Source organism: Enterococcus sp. AZ197 (genome assembly GCF_050556405.1).
GTDB classification, from domain to species: domain Bacteria; phylum Bacillota; class Bacilli; order Lactobacillales; family Enterococcaceae; genus Enterococcus; species Enterococcus faecalis.
This window is the reverse complement of record NZ_CP187873.1, coordinates 2658790-2677938: the sequence shown is the minus strand read 5'-3', so window position 1 is coordinate 2677938 and position 19149 is coordinate 2658790. Positions and strand designations below refer to the sequence as shown.

Genomic DNA, 19149 nt, shown 5'->3' with positions numbered 1-19149 from the left:
CCAATGAACAATAAATAAATACATAAAGAAAGAGAATAGCATGAATCAAAATGGTACATAGAAAGAAGGGACGACATGAAGCGAATTAACTGGCAACGATTAGCAACCATTGGCTTGTGTAGTTCTTTAGTGATTAACGCCTTTCCTGGCGCGACCGCAGTTGCGGAAACAGTCACGAGTGAAAGTAGTCCGACAGTAGCAAGTAGCACAACGCAAGAAAGTACGGAAAACAGTCAAGAAACGACTGAAACGAGTCGGGAAGAAGGAACACAGGAAACAGCGAAACAAGCAGAAATACCAGAGGTGAAAACTGAAACAATAGAATCGGTACCAGAAAGTAGTAATGAAAATGACCGACAAACGAGCATTTCACCACGTTGGGTACCGAATAATCAAGTGATTTATCCGAGAATGATCTTTGGCTTTACTGATGAAACAGGAAAAGCTTTTGCTGATGAAAACTTAACGTTATCAGGGACGTATACTAAATTTGGATATGAAGACGCAACTAGTTTATGGCGACCATATGCAGTTAATTATCCAATTACTTCTTCTAATGCAGGTAGTGGTCAATATCGAGTAGCTGTCAATGCAACGGTTCCTATGCCGTACGATTTTTTCACAAATTTACCAGCAAATTATAGGATGAATATATACGCGATTGAACAATTAAAGATTGATAACACGCTAAAGTATGTCGACAATATTGTTGCTGTGCCTAATTCTACACTGAGGATGACTAGATATAGTGCGCAACAAACAACTGAGTTACCGCAGTTTGGAAATCATATGACTCCTTTTGTATTACGCACAAGAGATAGCGTGTTTTCTAAAAGCAGTGAAAATGTTTTCTCTCTAAACACGGATAGTAATGAATTTTTAAGAATCCTGAGTGTCGCCCCCGTTGGCACTCCAGTAGAACCAGTATTATACGGATTTGACGGTACAGCAACGTACCGAGAAACACTTAATTACGTAGTCACTCGGAAACAAGTCACCGAAAAGTTCGTAGATGCTAACGGCGTAGCCATTACACCGCCAACAGGTTTTACCCAAAACAAGAAAACACCAATGACCAGCAATGCTTTCACCTTCAAACAAGCTGGCACCTTGCCAGAGACTTACAAAGCAAGCAACGGCAAAACCTACAATTTCAAAGGCTGGTACAAAGGTAAAACCAAGCCAAATACTTTGACCACCACCAAAGCACCAAGCTATGCGGTGACCTATGATGGGAATGACGATTTGAATGTTGTGTATGAAGAAGAGACAGTCACAACGTTGTATCCATCATTAGATGTAAATTTTGTAGACGAAAAAGGGGTTGGCTTCACGCCAGCGTTAACTTTTAGTGGCAAATATCGTGTGCAAAGAACGAGTGATAGGCTTTATACAGACTTGTACGATTTAACATCCAAAAGCAAAGGTAGCGGACAATACACACTGAGTCTTAACAATGGTACGATGCCATTATCACCAGAGCTATTGCTAGTTTATGGGAATGACAAACCAATTACTGGTGCGAACAGACTTAATTTTTCTTTAGATAAACTAGCGATCAATCAACAATTAAAATATGTCAATAGTATTGAATTAGATACAGTAAAAAGTGTTATGAAAATGTATGGCTATAACTATACCAGTGATAGCGCCACAATTATAGATCCTAATCAAGTGCCAGCAGAATATAACATAAGTGCTGCAACTCTCGCCTTATTAGGCTTTGATACAGATGGAGTATATTTTTCCAAGGAAAGTAGTGGAGTATTCAATACATTGATGGGTTATGCGAGTACCGGAGGTAAGCCTCTAATTACTATGAATCTTTTTAGTGGAAATCCAGTAAATGCATCCAAATTAGTCTACACAGTCACCCGTAAACAAGTCACCGAAAACTTCGTGGACACCAACGGCACTAAAATCACGCCGCCAACAGGCTTCACGCAGGGGAACCAGATTCCCATGACGAGCAACACTTTCAAGTATACGAGCGCAAGAGCTTTACCAGCTAGTTATTCAGTAGGTGGTAAAACTTATATTTTCCAAGGCTGGTACAAAGGTAAAACCAAGCCCAGTACCTTAACGACAAGCACTACGCCAACATACAATACAACTTTTGATGGCAATGACGACATGACGGCAGTCTACAAAGAAGCAAGCATCAGCGCTAACTTAACGATGCGTGGTGCAGTCGATGTCATTGACAATGGCGCAGCCATGGAATATTGGGAAGTGCTCTTAAAAAATACTGGAGAAGCACCTTTAACTTCAGTTAAGATTAAACCAACCACTGATTGGGCGGCTGGAATTAGTACGCCCACGGAACTGTTTATTTTAGGTACTGGTCAAAATACGAAAGTTCGACCAATCACGAAAGAGCAGTGGGAAGCAGGTTTTGAGATTCCTTTAGACAGTAGTCTTCCTGTGGGCGGCCAACTAACGATTAATCTCCTAGGAACAAAAGTTACTGGACAACCAAACCAAGTGCTAAAAGCCGCTGTGGAAGTCACAGGGAATTTCAACAAACTGACTGCCTCAGATACGGTCCGGATTAAAGATTTAGATCAAGAAACAAAGGAACCAACTGGGGAAGGCTTCATCAGTGTTCCAACCTTCAATTTTGGTCAAGTTGGGGTAGCGGGAAGCACGCAACAGCATGGCCTGAAAAAAGCCGCTGATTACTATGGCAACGGCACACGCAATCCCTATCTGCGGATCAAGAAAACCCAACCGAATTGGAGTTTAACGGCGCAACTGTCGCAACCAAAATCAGCGACAGACAGCCTGCCGACAACGACCCGCTTATTATTAGGGGCGGCGCCTGTTTCGAGTTTCTCTAATTACAACCAACCAACAGAAACCAAGACACCGCTTGGTAAGACTGGCATCGTGAATTTAACCGCCGACAATACCGCAACAGCGGTGGTCGCGAACCAACAGTTCACAGGTAGTGACGTCTATCAGTTGGACTTCACGTTTGCTAACATCAAACTAGAAGTGCCCGCCAATCAAGGCATGGTTGGCCAACAATATCAAGCCGCCGTCACGTGGAATTTGGTGACAGGACCTTAACAACCTTCGGGATTATGTGGTGGACTCCTTTTATAAATAGTAAAAATATCATGAGAAAAGCTCAAAATGTTAGTGTTTGATACTAATATTTTGAGCTTTTGTTTATGAAAATTAAGGAATTTGACTGAGAATCAGTAGCAAAATGGCAGATTCTCTTGATTATCAAGCACTTTTTCGGTGAAAAAGTGCTCTTCTGCCTTGGTATAATAGGAATCATTGGAAAAGTCACTTAGCTGTAGCAAAATTTAAAATTTCAAGGCCGCCTTTTTTTGATAGAATAATGGAGAAAATTAAAAGGTTTACATATAACAATTAACAATAAAACCAATACATAAAAAGGAGAATAGCATGAATCAAAAATGGCAAAAGTTACTTACAACCGCCTTGTGTTGTTCCTTATTGATAAGTTCACTCAATGGCATCTCAGTATTCGCCGAAACAATGGTTGTTGAAAATGAAACAACCACTGAAACGGGCGAAACAACGGCAAGTGAGGATACCGCTACAAGCGACTCATCGTTAAACGCTAGTCAAGAAAATGAAACAGCCAACACAGTTGCGTCATCAGAACCAACCACAGAACCAGAGACATCAGAATTACCTCAAAAGATGATAGAAGAGCCGCAACTACCATCGGCAGAGGACCAGACTGAAGCAACAGCCGATACAACGACAGCGGCTGTTGAAGCGACTCAGGAGGAGCCGACAAAGCGAGAAAATCGTGCAGTTAAAACGGCTGATATTCCTGAGAAAACCTATAAAATGGCCTTTATTGATGAAAATGGGTTGTTTATTGATCCTGCTAAAGTGACGTTCACAGCCGATGTCACGAAAGTAGAAAGAAAATCAGGTACTCAGACAAAGGTGGGAACCATTACAACTAGTAATCTAGGGAATTTCAAGATGTTGACGGTGCCGAAAGTTACACTTCCTGATGATGACGCCACAGAGGACTACGGTTTTTCGGGACTAACCAATCACAAAATTACGTTGCCAGGGCAATATTCTACCCCAAAGACAACGCCTAATAATTTTTATAAAGGACCAGACACGACAACCTTTCCTTTGGCTGTTTCCCGTCAAGTAACTATAGCTACTGGCAAGGATTTTAGTACATACACAACAGGGGAACGTTTTAATATGTTTACTACGGCAACGCCTAAGCAATTTAGTTTGCGAACATATTCTTGGGTCCCTGATCCTCAAAAAGTCCAATTTTCTGCTGCTTACAGTATGGCCACGACTGCAGGTGAAAATAATTATTTAATAACCGATGATACGGTTTATTATTATGTACCCAATAGACGAGTCAGTATTTATTATAATGACATGACATCGACAGTTTTGCCAACCTATCCGACAGGCTATAACGCAGCCCTTTCGAAAACGGTGGTTGAGTCAGACAATTTTCACTATAAAGCCCCAAAAGCATTTCCAAAAACCTATTCTTCTGGGAATCGCCACTTCCAGTTTAAAGGGTGGTATAAAGGATCCGCTCGACCAGATCCTAAAGCCGTTAAGTTGGAAACCACATTGACACCAGAATTTGATGTTACTTACGATGGTAAAGACAATGTGTATGTTTTTTATGAGGAATTAGAAGAAAAGACAACGACAATCCCGGAAATCACTTATAGTTTTGGGTTTGTAGATGAAAAAGGCGCATTAATAGCGCCAGCGAATTTCGGGATGCAGACTAATTTAACATCGATCATGAACGGAATAGCGAAACAAGTAGGAACAGCAACAGGTGTTAATAGTGGGAATCTGAAAAAATTAACTATTCCTAGTCAACAATTAACCTACACGAAAACGATAAATCCTGCCTTTTATGGTAGTACTAATTTTCGCTTAACAATCCCTAAACAATACAAACCACCAACAGTAACATCTGGGCCTCATTATACAGGCTCCAGTACGGCTTATCCTGTTGCAACAAAAAGAATGCGTTTTGTGGACAGTACGATAGCTGACATACGGGTGGAGACAGATGGCAAATATTATAGTTTATATCCTACAACGACAGCCAATCAGTATCGACTGTACTACACTTATTGGACAGAGGATACGACCAAAACGAGATTTGATTCTATTTTGACTAGTACAAATACAGAAGTAAGTGTGCCAAATTACTATACAACCGATGATACGATGTATTATTTCTTAGAAAATCGGCGCATCACTGAAAATTTTGTAGATGAGAATGGTACGAAGATTACAGCACCGACAGGATTTACTCAGGGAAAGCAAACAGTCATTGACAGCGACACCTACCATTTTAAATTGGCGCAAGAATTACCTTATAGTTACTACGCGAATGACAAAGCCTATCGTTTTAAAGGCTGGTATAAAGGGAAAACGCAACCTCAAAATTTACAAACCACACGAGTGCCGGAATATGATGCCTCCTATGATGATAATGATGATTTAACAATTATATATGAAGAAATTAAATATGGCGGCAATACCGTGCAGTTTGGGTTTGTTGGAGAAAGTGGGCAATTACTCAATCCTGCTGACTTTAAAGTCACCACAGAGGTAGTTCAGATTATCGATGGCGTTAGCACGGTTTTAGATAATATTTCGGCAACGGATCAAACAGGAAATTTAAAAGCCATGACAATTCCACAAAAACAGTACACGTTGACGAATAGCTCGAACTTTTATGGTACAAGGAACTCGTTTATTGAGATTCCTAAATACTATAAGAACCTTTCATTTCAAAAACCTTCTGGGTATCAAGGACAAGAGTATCCATTAGCAGGACGAGTAGAAAGGACTTTTGCTGGCAATCCTTATACAGAAGGTGCAAATCCTGTATATTTCACAGTAACGAAGAGTCAGAACCAACGTTATAAACTCCGTGAAATATACTGGGATGATAATCCTGAAAACTTTTTCTCAAGTTTATATAAAACAACACTTATAAGAAATGATAATTCGTTAGCTGGCGTGGAAATGTTTCCTGAAAGCACGTTATATTACTATCTTGTTAATCGCCGTGTAACTGAAAATTTTGTAGATGCATCTGGAACGAAAATTACGCCGCCAACTGGGTTCACACAAGGGAAACAAACAATCATTGATAAGGATAATTTTACATTTACTCAGGCAGGTACGTTGCCTTTTATGTACAAAGTCAATAATCGGCCTTATGTCTTAAAAGGCTGGTATAAAGGCAAAGAAAAACCAGACAAACTAAATGAAATCACCAGAACAAATCGAAATATTAGTTATCCAGTGACTTATGATGACCAAGATGATATCACTATAGTATATGATGAATTTAAGACGGAAGACAAAACGATTAATTTTGGTTTTATCAATGAGACGGGTGACTATGTAGCACCAAGTAATTTCAATATCCGCACAGATATGTCTCAGGTAGTGGGTGGTTTACAAAGCAAGTTGCAAACTATTACCGCGTTACCAACTGGTGATTTTCTACAGTTAAAGCTTCCAGCTGTCAATATTGTGGGAAGTTTTACGTCGGATGAAGAGCTTTATGGAACACGTAATAGCATCGTGACAATTCCTAAGTATTATAAAACGCCGACTATAACCCCATCGAGTAAATATAATGGTCCGAATTATTCTGGGGTTACGGGAATAATTGCGTATCATAATACGAAAAATAGTGCAGAATTTACTGAAAATCGTTTACAAGTGACACCAATTGCGGGGTCTCAAACGGATTACCGGTTTCCTGAAGTAGGGTGGCAAGGGGAGACCACTCGAACAACCTTCTCTTCTCTTTATAAAATGGATTATAATAGTACAGTGAGCGGGGTGACTGCTCACACAGAAATATACGCAACAGGGACAGTAAATTACTATTTAGAAAATCGACGCATCACTGAAAACTTTGTAGATGAGAATGGTACGAAGATTACAGCACCGACAGGATTCACGCAAGGAAATCAGCTGGTAATGAACAGTGAAACGTATAAATATACCGCTGCAAAAGCGTTACCGAAAACCTACCAAGTCGGAGAAAAAACCTATGTATTCAAAGGCTGGTACAAGGGGAAAGAAACAACAACACCTTTAAAAACAACAACACCAAGCTTTACTCCAACATTTGATGAGAATGACGACATGACCGCTGTGTATCAAGAAGCGGTCCCTACAGCAGAATTAACGGTAAAAGGTTCCGCTGACATAGTCGAAAATGGCACGACAATGGATCACTGGGAAGTGCTATTAAAAAATACGGGAGAAGCCCCGTTGACGACCATTAAAATCAAACCAACGGCGACATGGGCCGCTGGCATCAGCCCGCCCAATACTATTTTTGTGTTAGGTACAGGGCAGAATGCTAAGGCCTTTCCAGTTACGAAAGAACAGTGGGCAGCAGGTTTTTCTCTGCCATTAAATACGCCCTTACCAGCAGGGGGACAGTTACAAATGAACTTATTAGGAACCGCCGCTACAGGAAATCCTGGTCAAGTTTTAACCGCTGAAGTTGAAGTAACGGGCAACTTTGGCAGCTTAATCGCCAAAGATACGGTCCGTATTAAAGACCTAGACCAAGAAATAACTAATCCTGACGGCGACGGCTTCATTAGTACGCCAACATTTGATTTTGGCAAATTAGCGATTTCAGGAAGTAAGCAACAATATGGTTTGAAAAAAGCCGCTGATTACTACGACAACGGCACACGCAATCCCTATTTACGCCTGAATACTAGCCAAGACAACTGGAGCTTAACGGCGCAACTGTCGCAACCAAAATCAGCCACAGACAGCTTGCCGACAACGACCCGCTTGTTGCTAGGAACGGCCGCTGCTGCCAGCTTTACCGATTACAACCAATCAACAGAAACCAAGACACCGCTTGGCAAGACTGGCACCGTGAATTTAACCGCCGACAATACCGCAACAGCGGTGGTCGCGAACCAACAGTTCACAGGTAGTGACGTCTATCAGTTGGACTTCACGTTTGCTAACATCAAACTAGAAGTGCCCGCCAATCAAGGCATGTCTGGCCAACAATACCAAGCCGCCGTCACTTGGAATTTAGTGACTGGCCCATAAAAATAAAAATGCCCGAGCCTCTTATTTTTCTAAGGCTCGGGCATTTTTATTGATGGTCTTTTGAGGGTCGTTGTGCTATAATGGTAATGAAAAGAGAGGTATGCGACAACATACCTCTCTAGTGTAGAGCCGTTTCAGACGGTAGCGATTTTTAGTGATTTATAAAAAATAACCGTGCTCGCTAAAGTTGACGGTTATTTTTTATTGTCTTCTTTAACAGCCTCTAGGATTCCGAAGATTAACGTTGCGATAAAAGAACCGAAACTAATCATCAGAGCTAAAGCTTCTGCGATAGACAAAAGGCCTCTCCTTTCATAGATTTTAGTACTTACATTCATAAGCACCACCACCTTTCAGATTGGATAGCCGCCGCCATAACTTCTCTACAATTTTATTATACCATGTAGGGCTAAAAAATAATTAGTTTCCAATATGTTTTTTTAGGTAATTGTGCTATAATGGTAATGAAAAGAGAGCTATGCGCTAACATACCTCTCTGATGTAGAGCCGTTACTAACGGTGACAAAAATTAATATTTTTGAAATGACCGTCTAACTAGCCAAAGTAAGCAGCACCCCTTTCATTAAGGGGCGCTGCTTTTTAGTCGTTATTGCGATTGTTCAGTGTCTTTCGTAGAGAGGTTCATTTGTTCTTTGATAGCATTTTCGACACGTTGGCGTTCACTCTCTTCAACAAGTTGATAAGAAATACCTTCAATCCCTGTCACGCCATCGCCAGTGTAATCGTAGCCTTTTAATTGATCGGTTTCAATCGTTTTTAGTGCGGGGGTGTATTTTTTTAGCATCGCCATCATTTGGTCAAAGGACAAGTCGGTTTCGCCATGTTCGCCGATTACGTCCAGAATTTCTTGATATTTTAGCAAGCTGTTAAAAGAAAGTAGTTTGTTGGTTAATTCGATTAAAACTTCTCGTTGGCGGCGTTGACGACCATAGTCGCCTTCGGGGTCTTCGTAACGCATGCGCGCGTATTGTAAAGCTTCCCAGCCCCCTAAATGCTGTTTGCCTTTCGGATAATGAATCCCTTCAGCATCAAAAGCAAAGGCATTGTCAACAGTGACGCCGCCCACCGCATCGCCAAGGTCCTTCATAGCATCCATATCAATTGAAAAGTAATGATTGATTGGGATGTGCAAGACATTTTCAACCGTTTTAATTTGCATATCGGCACCACCGAAAACGTGGGCCGCATTGATTTTATTGTATTCGCCATTGGTGCCAGCCATTTCCACATAGTAGTCACGCGGGATGCTGGTGATGGTAGTTTTTTGTAATTGATTATTCACTGTAACCACCATCAAGGCGTTGGAGCGGTAATCGGTTTTGCGTTTTGAGTCATTCGCAATTCCCATAATTAAGAAACTAACCGGTTCTCCTTTGGCTAAATCGGGACTCTTCGTGGAAGATTTTCTTGGTTTATACATGGTGTTCGCCGTTTTTTGCAAATTGCGATACATGCTGACGCCGTAAGCCGAAACAGAAAGTGTGCCTAAAAATAAAAGGGTTAAACTGAAGACCACGAATAAACTTTTTCTTTTACGAGAATGGCGGCGCCGGCGTTGTGTCGGTACTTCTGCTTCCTCTGGTTCAGGTGCCGGCAAATAACGTTGAACAATTTGAAATGAAAAGTTGATCCAGCTATAACTTAGGAGCATCCCAGCGATGACATCACTAGGATAATGAACGCGTAAGATTAAACGACCTAACACAATCAAAACTAAATAAGTGAGTAAGAAAATTTTGATGCCTTTAGTTTTTTCGACATGAAGATAGGCCAAAATAATCAAAATCGTACAGACTAGTGCCATTGCTAATAATGAATGTCCGCTGGGAAAGCTAGCAGAGCTCCGGTCAGCTAAAGCGCCTAGGTTTGGTCGAGCCCGACCCACCACATGTTTAAAAACGCTCCCTAAGAAGCCGACAGCTAATAGGTTACTGACAGCCCAAAAGGCTAGGATTTTTTCTTTTTTGCGTAAAAGGTATACCATCAATAATAAGAAGAATAGCAGCATTGGTCCAATTGTGGCTGTTTTTGCTAACAGATTGACCGCTGTTAAAAGTGGTGCATTTAATTGCCATTTGATGTGATAGATAGCTTCGTCCATTTGTTGAAACCAATTTGGACTAGCCGCCACTAACAAAGTGAGGAAAGTAAAACCAAGCGTTGTTAGGGCATAAAGTGGAAATTTTTTATTCGATGTTTGCATGAGAATCCCTTTCTTTTTCCCTTGAAAGAGTAGACTAAGCCAGCATCGATCGTAAATAAGCGCTTGCGACTAAACAGGACACAGCAAGCCAATCGGTTCTCATCGTCTGAGCTTTAGCACTATCCAACGTAAAGATTTCTCTTAGCTATTTTTAGAAGAGCCTTAATTCGACCATTCCTGTTTTACACATTGGTGTCTTTCGACATTTCTGCGCAATAGCCTATGTTTGGATAGGAGCCTCACCTAACAAGGTTATTTTATCTAACGCTAGAAGTATAGAATTTATGCAGCAGTTCTCACAATGAAGTTTAAGAAAATTTATTGTTTTTTAAATAAATTTAAAGGTGTGGGAGAAAAGTGTTATTTTGGGAAAGTTATTTTAAAAACGGAAAAACGTTTTACAGTATCTGCTTTTAACGATATAATAAAAGAATAGATGAAAAAACGAGGAGGTGAACAGCATGCTAGTTAATTTTACAGTCAAAAATCTTCTATCTTTTAAAGAGGAACAAACACTTTCCCTACAAACAGGTGCGTATTTACGAAAGTATGTCAATAATCGTTTCGAAGTGAAACCTAAAAATTACCCAGAAAAACTAAGGTTACTGAAGAGTGCCATTGTTTTTGGGGGAAATGGTTCAGGAAAATCAAATTTAGTGAGTGGGTTAAATGCATTAAAAACATTAGTTTTAAGAGAACAAGCTTCGATTAATGATGCTTTATTATATGAACCTTTTGCGTTAGACCCTCTCACTAAACAGAGCCCATCTGTTATGACCATTGAATTTATTAATGACAGTGTCTTGTATCGCTATTCGTTAGCTAACACAGCGCGCGAAGTAGTTAAGGAATCTTTAGAGATTTATGACAAAACGCAGGATGATTTTGTTTATTATTTTAAGAGAGACGGTGCGGAATCTTCCGTTTTTCCAGAAAAATATCAAGAATACCAAACACAAATTAAGTCTAATTCGTTAGTTATCCATACGTTGGAATCAAAAAATGATCAGCACGCTACGAATGTCGTTCGTTGGTTTGCCAATCAGTTAGTTATTTTTGATGGATCTTTACGGAATATTGAACGGTTGAACAATGAAAAAGACAAAGAGAAAGTCTTGAACTTTTTGAAACTTGCGGATATGAACATGGTTGATCTGGTTCCTGTGAAAGACAAAGAGGAAGATTACTCGAAACAAGAAAAATTAGCCGCTGTTTTAGAACGAATTATCCAAGAAAAAGACCCGACCATTGAAATCGGTCGAGTCAAGAAAAGTCTGTATTCGCTGTACTCTGTTTATAACCAATATGACGAAATGAATCAAGTGGTCGGACAAGAACGTATTCATTATGATTTGGAATCTTCTGGGACGAAAAAATTAATTGGCTTAGCGCTAAATATTTTATTTAATCCAGAAGAAAAAGTTTTTGTTTTTGATGAATTTGATGATGCATTTCATCAAGAGTTGTCAGGAACATTGTTAGAAGCGTTCAATGCCATGGAGACGAATACACAATTTATCTTGACCTCCCATGAACTTCATTTGATGGATAATCAATTGAGAAAGGATCAAATTTACTTCACAGATAAGAATTATCGTGGCGCCAGCGAATTATACGCTTTGTATGACTTTGAAGCAGACCCAAAAAAAGGTCGCGGAGATATCACATATTATCGCCGTTATTTAAATGGTCTGTTCGGTGGTGTTCCTCATATTGATCGAAGTGAAATCGTTCAGGCAGTGAAGGTAAAGGAGTAGAAGTTGGTATGCCAAAAATAAAAAGGGTAAAAAAAGGAAAGAAATTAAAACCAAATGTCATGATTTTTTGCGAAGGAGAAACAGAAGAAGCTTACCTTAGATTGATTAAACGAAAATATTCTGCAGTCAATATTAAAAGTAAACTCAAAGTAAAAACATGTAGACGTCAAGGAGAGGCGTTGGTCGAATACGCCGTTTCCTGTATTCGGAGTATGGGAAAAGCGGAGCGGGACAATTATGATTTGTTTTATGTTATGTATGACAAGGACGAACAAACCACAGAATCGATTGAAAACGCGGTAAGATGTGCACAACGACATCGTCCTGAAATCAAGACAATTTTTTCAAATGAATGCTTTGAACTCTGGTTATTACTTCACTTTGAGGAAGTCAATCGATACATGACTAGAGAAAATTTATATGGGAGATTAGAGAAAGTTCTGCATTTAAAAGACAGTTATCGAAATTTTAAAGGCGCAGAAGTATGTAAGTATCTTGAAGAAAAAGTAGCTATTGCTTTTCAGAATACGAATAAAAACTGGTTGTCTCCTTTAGAAGAAATGAAAATCAATGAAAATCCCTATACGAATTTCCCAAAAGAATTGTGCGAAATGTTAGCACAAAAAGAAGTTGATTTTTAAAGAGCAAGAAAGCATCTGTTTAAATTTAGACAGATGCTTTCTTGCTCTTTTTCTAAACTTCCCCACTTATCCTCGACGCCATTCACCAATCTGGTCCAAACTAATTTCCCCAGAAGACAACGTTTTGGCCGTGCCATCAGGCAACTGGACAATCAATTCTCCATTTCCATTAATGGTTGTCGCAACGCCGCGGAAGTCTTGCCCGTTTTGGGTAAAAGCGACGTCTTTGCCAATCACAAAGGAGCGTTGACGGTATTCTTCTAAAAAGTCTTTCGTTGAACGTTCGTCTAAAATTTGATAAAAATGATTCCAAATGTTGGCGACTAATTCATTTCGCGTCGCTGTCGGTTCACCATCTGGGAAAAGAGAAGTCACTTTCTGCCGAATGTCCTCAGGAAATTCGGTTTCTGTAATTGAAAAATTAATCCCCATGCCGATGATAACATTAGAAATCTGCCCTGTTTCCACATTGCTCATGGCTTCCGACAAAATCCCGCAAACTTTTTTGCCATTTAAATAAAGATCATTGACCCATTTAATTTCTGTGTGAACGCCTGCCAGAGCATCCATTGCTCGAGCGACCGCTACGGCCATAATCACAGTATATTGGGCGATTTCTTCAAAATTTTGGTTCGGTTGAAGCACCATGCTCATGTAAATCCCTTTACCTGGCGTAGCGAAAAACGGCCGGCCGAACCTGCCCCGCGGCATTTCTTGCATGTCAGCAACAATCAATGTATTGTCGGGCGTCTGGTCTAAAATCGCCCGCTTAGCATCGGTCATGGTAGATTCAGATGTTTCTAGGACGGTAATTGTTAAAGGCGGCGTTTGTGGCCATAATGCCAACTGAATGCCTTCTGCAGAAAGGACATCTGATTTTTCAAGGCGATACCCCTTATTTTGCACGCTAGTAATTTGATAGCCATCTTTTTTCAATTCATTAATCGCTTTCCAAATAGCTGTGCGAGATAAGGACAGACGTTGTGCCATCTCTTCGCCCGAAAGGAATGCGGGCGTTTGTTTCATCAATAAAGTTAGGACTTGGCTTTTTGTCGACATATTTTTTCCTCCGATTCGTTATGCTTATTGTAGCGGAAAGGAAAAGGCTTGGTCAACTAGTGAAAAAATCCATCTTAGGATGGAGGAAAATGAAGCAGGCGTTTGCTATACTTGTTTTATTGAGAAGGAGTGAGGGGAATGGAAAAGCAACAATATGTTTGTGAGAAATGTGGCAACATGCACTATGTGTCGGACCAATTTCAAGCAACAGGTGGGAACTTTGCGAAAATTTTTGATGTTCAAAATAAAAAATTTATTACAATTAGCTGTACCCAATGCGGCTACACCGAACTTTACCGCAGCCAAACAAGCGGCGGCATGAATGTCCTAGACTTTTTATTAGGTGGCGGTTAGTCAAAAACGAATGCATCTTTGCATTCGTTTTTTTGTGTGAAGAGGAAGATAGGGGAAAAGGAGGTCGGGCCAGAAGCGTTTAACTCCGAGAAATAAGAAGGAATTTCCGAAAATTGTTCTTTAATTTTTGGAGAATTTCGGCTTATTTCCGAAGGAGTTGCTTCTGTTCCCGCCGTTTATCAGTTTTTGAGCGTGGAGCAAAAATCCAAAGTGATCTTTGTCCCACACGCATTATATAGTAAACTCAGTCACATTAAGTGTGATTTAAAATTCTTTCTATCATTGCAAAGACATAGTATAATGAAGCGAAGGGAGTGATTTCATGCTAACAACTAAATCAAGAAGACAAGGAAACTCGGTCGTTTTAACTTTACCCACTGATAATGGTAAAAAACCAAAAGTCGACCAAGAATATATTGTGATGTATTCTGACGACGGTACAATTACATTAGTCCCTAAAATTCAGGATCCATTTAGTGAAGGTCCAGAAGGTGAGTATTATGAAAAAGATGAGTGGCATGATCTTGCACCTGAGGGGAGAGAACTTTTTTAATGAATGTTGAAAAGAAGTACATTCCCAAAAAAGGAGATATTGTATGGATTGATTTTGATCCTGCTGCAGGCAAAGAGATTCAGAAGAGACGGCCTGGTTTAGTCGTGTCAAGATATGAATTTAATCGGAAAACCATGTTTGCTGTGATTTGCCCGATTACTTCCACCATTAAAAATATTCCCACGCGATATACGTTGCCCGATGACATAGAAACCCAAGGACAAGTAGTGATCTCACAACTGAAATCTTTGGACTTCACTGAAAGAAAATTAAGTCAAATTGAGCATTTGCCATTAAAAGATATGGCGAAAATTGACCAAATAATTGAATATATTTTCTAGTTGTTGAAAAAAGGCGTAATTATTTATTACGCCTTTTTTCATTTAAACCCTTTACAAAAAAACTCCTTTTTATGAAAAAGAAAACCTTAAAGAAACCCTTGACTTTTCTAGACAAAGGTAGTAGAATCTATAGAGCAAAAACTATCTGAAAGTGACGAAGCAGGAGCGAAATATTGTCCGTTCCGGTTTTTTATAGGAAAACAAAAGTAGAAACGCCAGAAAATTTTTCGGAAGCATGTTCTATTTTTGGTTTTTTTTTGCTTAAAAACTGCAAAAAATGCTTTTTGTTACATATATTTAATATATGTAACGTAAATGTAATTTTTCGGATCGGTGTTTTGATAGACTTATAACTAGAGGGGTGAAGAGCTTGGCTGGACACGTAGTAAAATACGGAAAGCATCGCGAACGTAGAAGTTTCGCACGTATCAGTGAAGTATTGGAATTACCAAATTTAATTGAAATCCAAACAGACTCTTATCAATGGTTTTTAGATGAGGGACTTCGTGAAATGTTTGAAGACATTTTACCAATTGATGATTTCCAAGGAAACTTATCCTTAGAATTTGTTGACTATGAATTAAAAGAACCAAAGTACACAGTAGAAGAAGCCCGCGCACATGATGCCAACTATTCTGCGCCATTACATGTAACATTACGTTTAACTAACCGTGAAACAGGTGAAATTAAATCCCAAGAAGTCTTCTTCGGCGATTTCCCATTAATGACAGAAATGGGTACCTTCATCATCAACGGGGCAGAACGTGTTATCGTTTCCCAATTAGTTCGTTCTCCAGGTGTTTACTTCCATGGAAAAGTGGACAAAAACGGCAAAGAAGGTTTTGGCTCAACAGTCATTCCTAACCGTGGTGCATGGTTAGAAATGGAAACAGATGCGAAAGACATTTCTTATGTTCGGATTGACCGCACACGTAAAATTCCTTTAACTGTGTTAGTTCGTGCTTTAGGTTTCGGTTCAGATGATACCATCTTCGAAATTTTCGGCGACAGCGAAAGCTTACGCAACACAATTGAAAAAGATTTACACAAAAACGCAAGTGATTCTCGTACAGAAGAAGGCTTGAAAGACATTTATGAACGTCTTCGCCCAGGCGAACCAAAAACAGCAGATAGCTCACGTAGCTTGTTAACTGCACGTTTCTTTGATCCAAAACGTTATGATTTGGCAAACGTTGGTCGCTACAAAGTTAACAAAAAATTAGACTTAAAAACACGTCTCTTAAACTTAACCTTAGCTGAAACGCTAGTTGATCCAGAAACTGGTGAAATCATTGTCGAAAAAGGCACGGTTTTAACACACCAAATCATGGAAACATTAGGCGAATACATTGACAACGGCTTAAACAGCGTAACTTACTATCCAAGTGAAGATGCGGTAGTAACTGAACCAATGACAATCCAAGTGATTCAAGTTCTTTCACCAAAAGATCCTGAACGTATCGTAAATGTGATTGGTAACGGCTATCCAGACGACAGCGTAAAAACAGTTCGTCCAGCAGATATCGTTGCTTCAATGAGCTACTTCTTCAACTTAATGGAAGATATCGGCAATGTCGATGACATCGACCACTTAGGTAATCGTCGTATCCGTTCAGTAGGCGAATTATTACAAAACCAATTCCGTATTGGTTTAGCCCGTATGGAACGTGTGGTTCGTGAAAGAATGTCTATTCAAGACACAGAAACATTGACACCACAACAATTAATTAACATCCGTCCAGTGGTAGCAAGTATCAAAGAATTCTTTGGTTCTTCACAGTTATCACAGTTCATGGACCAAACAAACCCATTAGGTGAGTTAACCCATAAACGTCGTCTATCAGCCTTAGGGCCTGGTGGTTTGACTCGTGACCGTGCCGGTTATGAAGTTCGTGACGTTCACTACTCTCACTATGGTCGTATGTGTCCAATTGAAACGCCTGAGGGACCAAATATCGGGTTGATCAATAGCTTATCTAGTTATGCGAAAGTGAATAAATTTGGTTTCATCGAAACGCCTTATCGCCGTGTTGATCGTGCGACAGGCCGTGTTACTGATCAAGTAGATTACTTAACAGCAGACATCGAAGACCATTATATCGTAGCGCAAGCGAACTCACTTTTAAATGAAGATGGCACATTTGCCAATGATGTTGTTATGGCGCGTCTACAAAGTGAAAACTTAGAAGTTGCCGTAGACAAAGTTGACTACATGGACGTTTCACCAAAACAAGTAGTCGCAGTCGCAACAGCATGTATTCCTTTCTTAGAAAACGATGACTCCAACCGTGCCTTGATGGGTGCCAACATGCAGCGTCAAGCGGTGCCGTTAATTCAACCACGCTCTCCGTGGGTAGGTACAGGTATGGAATATAAATCAGCCCATGACTCAGGTGCTGCTTTACTATGTAAACATGACGGTGTCGTAGAATTCGTCGATGCCAAAGAAATTCGCGTTCGTCGCGACAATGGCGCATTAGACAAATATATGGTTACAAAATTCCGTCGTTCTAACTCAGGAACAAGCTACAACCAACGCCCAATTGTTCACTTAGGTGAAAAAGTCGAAAAAGGCGATACTTTAGCGGATGGACCTTCTATGGAAGAAGGCGAAATGGCTTTAGGGCAAAACGTCTTAGTTGCCTTCATGACATGGGAAGGTTACAACTACGAGGATGCCATTATCATGAGCCGTCGTTTAGTTAAAGACGATGTCTACACTTCTGTGCATATTGAAGAATATGAATCAGAAGCACGTGATACAAAATTAGGACCTGAAGAAATTACCCGTGAAATTCCAAACGTTGGGGAAGACGCATTGAAAGACTTAGACGAAATGGGGATTATCCGCATTGGTGCTGAAGTTCAAGATGGCGACTTACTAGTTGGGAAAGTCACACCTAAAGGGGTTACAGAATTATCTGCAGAAGAACGTTTATTACACGCAATCTTCGGGGAAAAAGCCCGCGAAGTTCGTGATACGTCTCTCCGTGTACCTCACGGTGGCGGCGGTATCGTTCATGATGTGAAAATCTTTACTCGTGAAGCTGGCGATGAATTATCACCAGGTGTCAACATGTTAGTTCGTGTTTATATCGTTCAAAAACGTAAAATTCACGAAGGAGATAAAATGGCGGGACGTCACGGAAATAAAGGGGTTGTTTCCCGTATTATGCCGGAAGAAGATATGCCATTCTTACCTGACGGAACACCTGTTGATATCATGTTGAACCCATTAGGGGTACCTTCTCGTATGAATATCGGACAAGTACTTGAATTACACTTAGGTATGGCTGCTCGCCAATTAGGTATTCACGTCGCAACACCTGTTTTCGATGGGGCAACCGATGAAGACGTTTGGGAAACTGTTCGTGAAGCTGGTATGGCTAGCGATGCTAAAACAGTTCTTTACGATGGACGTACAGGTGAACCATTTGATAACCGTATTTCCGTTGGTGTCATGTATATGATTAAATTAGCCCACATGGTTGATGACAAATTGCATGCTCGTTCAATCGGACCTTACTCTCTTGTTACGCAACAACCGTTGGGTGGTAAAGCTCAATTCGGTGGACAACGTTTCGGGGAAATGGAAGTTTGGGCACTGGAAGCTTACGGTGCTGCTTACACATTACAAGAAATCTTAACTTACAAATCTGATGACGTTGTCGGACGTGTGAAAACATACGAAGCCATCGTTAAAGGTGAACCAATTCCAAAACCAGGTGTGCCTGAATCATTCCGAGTATTAGTGAAAGAATTACAATCACTTGGTTTAGACATGCGTGTCTTGGACATTGAGGAAGCTGAGATTGAGTTACGCGATATGGACGATGACGATGATGATTTAATCACCGTTGACGCACTAACCAAATTTGCGGAACAACAATCAGCGAAACAGCTGGAAAAAGAAGCAGAATCAGTCGTGAAAGAAGAAGCACAAGACGTTGTTCAAGAAATTGAAACAGCCGAAGACAGAGACTAATTTGTCGCTACCACTCTGATGAGTTGATTCAACTGCGACTTTGTTGCAACTGCGCAAGTCATTACTTGTTCCAAGTGTCGTCAGACCTTCTTTCAAGTGATGCTTGCCATTTGCTAACAAGTTGCT

At 40.2% G+C, this 19149-nt stretch carries 11 protein-coding genes and 1 riboswitch; of the genes, 8 read left to right on the top strand and 3 right to left on the bottom strand.

Going from position 1 to position 19149, the window contains the following annotated elements; all coding sequences use genetic code 11:
* The first annotated feature begins 75 nt into the window (after positions 1-75).
* Together IGK82_RS12860 and IGK82_RS12855 are read left to right on the top strand one after the other, a co-directional pair.
* Positions 76-3072, top strand: coding sequence for a WxL domain-containing protein (locus IGK82_RS12860; RefSeq protein ID WP_113843976.1), 2997 nt, complete (start codon positions 76-78; stop codon positions 3070-3072).
* A 348-nt stretch (positions 3073-3420) separates the two neighbouring features.
* Positions 3421-8109, top strand: coding sequence for a WxL domain-containing protein (locus tag IGK82_RS12855; protein ID WP_430605122.1), 4689 nt, complete (start codon positions 3421-3423; stop codon positions 8107-8109).
* 194 nt (positions 8110-8303) lie between these two features.
* On the opposite strand, the gene IGK82_RS12850 is transcribed toward IGK82_RS12855, so the two are convergent.
* Both IGK82_RS12850 and IGK82_RS12845 read right to left on the bottom strand, forming a co-directional pair.
* Positions 8304-8447 (bottom strand): putative holin-like toxin, encoded by a 144-nt coding sequence (locus tag IGK82_RS12850; protein WP_002396786.1) that lies wholly within the window; start codon positions 8445-8447, stop codon positions 8304-8306.
* Positions 8448-8716: 269 nt separating this feature from the next.
* Positions 8717-10333: a phosphatase PAP2/LCP family protein gene (locus IGK82_RS12845; RefSeq protein WP_002372620.1), complete on the bottom strand. Its 1617-nt coding sequence runs from the start codon at positions 10331-10333 to the stop codon at positions 8717-8719.
* Between the two features lie 91 nt (positions 10334-10424).
* Positions 10425-10591, bottom strand: a riboswitch (M-box (ykoK) riboswitch).
* A 203-nt stretch (positions 10592-10794) separates the two neighbouring features.
* Between IGK82_RS12845 and IGK82_RS12840 the strand changes: the two genes are divergently transcribed.
* Positions 10795-12090, top strand: a complete 1296-nt coding sequence (locus IGK82_RS12840) for an AAA family ATPase (protein ID WP_002410675.1) — start codon at positions 10795-10797, stop codon at positions 12088-12090.
* Positions 12091-12098: 8 nt separating this feature from the next.
* Complete coding sequence (locus IGK82_RS12835; RefSeq protein ID WP_002358972.1) at positions 12099-12731, top strand: RloB family protein; 633 nt, start codon at positions 12099-12101, stop codon at positions 12729-12731.
* A gap of 66 nt (positions 12732-12797) precedes the next feature.
* Here IGK82_RS12835 and IGK82_RS12830 read toward each other — a convergent pair whose 3' ends face one another.
* A complete protein-coding gene (locus IGK82_RS12830; RefSeq protein ID WP_002358973.1) occupies positions 12798-13790 on the bottom strand; it encodes a biotin--[acetyl-CoA-carboxylase] ligase in 993 nt (330 codons plus the stop codon).
* A gap of 138 nt (positions 13791-13928) precedes the next feature.
* On the opposite strand from IGK82_RS12830, the gene IGK82_RS12825 reads away from it, so the two are divergent.
* The 4 genes from IGK82_RS12825 (at position 13929) to rpoB (ending at position 19023) form a co-directional block, all read left to right on the top strand.
* The gene (locus tag IGK82_RS12825) at positions 13929-14144 is read left to right on the top strand and encodes a zinc ribbon domain-containing protein (protein ID WP_002354768.1); all 216 of its coding nucleotides are present in this window, start codon (positions 13929-13931) and stop codon (positions 14142-14144) included.
* Between the two features lie 322 nt (positions 14145-14466).
* The gene (mazE, locus tag IGK82_RS12820; protein WP_002367500.1) at positions 14467-14697 is read left to right on the top strand and encodes a type II toxin-antitoxin system PemI/MazE family antitoxin; all 231 of its coding nucleotides are present in this window, start codon (positions 14467-14469) and stop codon (positions 14695-14697) included.
* On the top strand, positions 14697-15038 hold the full coding sequence (locus IGK82_RS12815) for a type II toxin-antitoxin system PemK/MazF family toxin (protein ID WP_002354774.1): 342 nt from the start codon (positions 14697-14699) through the stop codon (positions 15036-15038). Before mazE ends, IGK82_RS12815 begins: the two co-directional genes overlap by 1 nt.
* Before the next feature lie 370 nt (positions 15039-15408).
* On the top strand, positions 15409-19023 hold the full coding sequence (gene rpoB / locus IGK82_RS12810; protein WP_002389470.1) for a DNA-directed RNA polymerase subunit beta: 3615 nt from the start codon (positions 15409-15411) through the stop codon (positions 19021-19023).
* Positions 19024-19149: the final 126 nt, after the last annotated feature.

Coding starts and splice junctions, on each gene's coding strand:
- IGK82_RS12860 (WP_113843976.1), top strand. CDS start 76: ATGAAGCGAATTAACTGGCAACGATTAGCAACCATTGGCTTGTGTAGT.
- IGK82_RS12855 (WP_430605122.1), top strand. CDS start 3,421: ATGAATCAAAAATGGCAAAAGTTACTTACAACCGCCTTGTGTTGTTCC.
- IGK82_RS12850 (WP_002396786.1), bottom strand. CDS start 8,447: ATGAATGTAAGTACTAAAATCTATGAAAGGAGAGGCCTTTTGTCTATC.
- IGK82_RS12845 (WP_002372620.1), bottom strand. CDS start 10,333: ATGCAAACATCGAATAAAAAATTTCCACTTTATGCCCTAACAACGCTT.
- IGK82_RS12840 (WP_002410675.1), top strand. CDS start 10,795: ATGCTAGTTAATTTTACAGTCAAAAATCTTCTATCTTTTAAAGAGGAA.
- IGK82_RS12835 (WP_002358972.1), top strand. CDS start 12,099: ATGCCAAAAATAAAAAGGGTAAAAAAAGGAAAGAAATTAAAACCAAAT.
- IGK82_RS12830 (WP_002358973.1), bottom strand. CDS start 13,790: ATGTCGACAAAAAGCCAAGTCCTAACTTTATTGATGAAACAAACGCCC.
- IGK82_RS12825 (WP_002354768.1), top strand. CDS start 13,929: ATGGAAAAGCAACAATATGTTTGTGAGAAATGTGGCAACATGCACTAT.
- mazE (WP_002367500.1), top strand. CDS start 14,467: ATGCTAACAACTAAATCAAGAAGACAAGGAAACTCGGTCGTTTTAACT.
- IGK82_RS12815 (WP_002354774.1), top strand. CDS start 14,697: ATGAATGTTGAAAAGAAGTACATTCCCAAAAAAGGAGATATTGTATGG.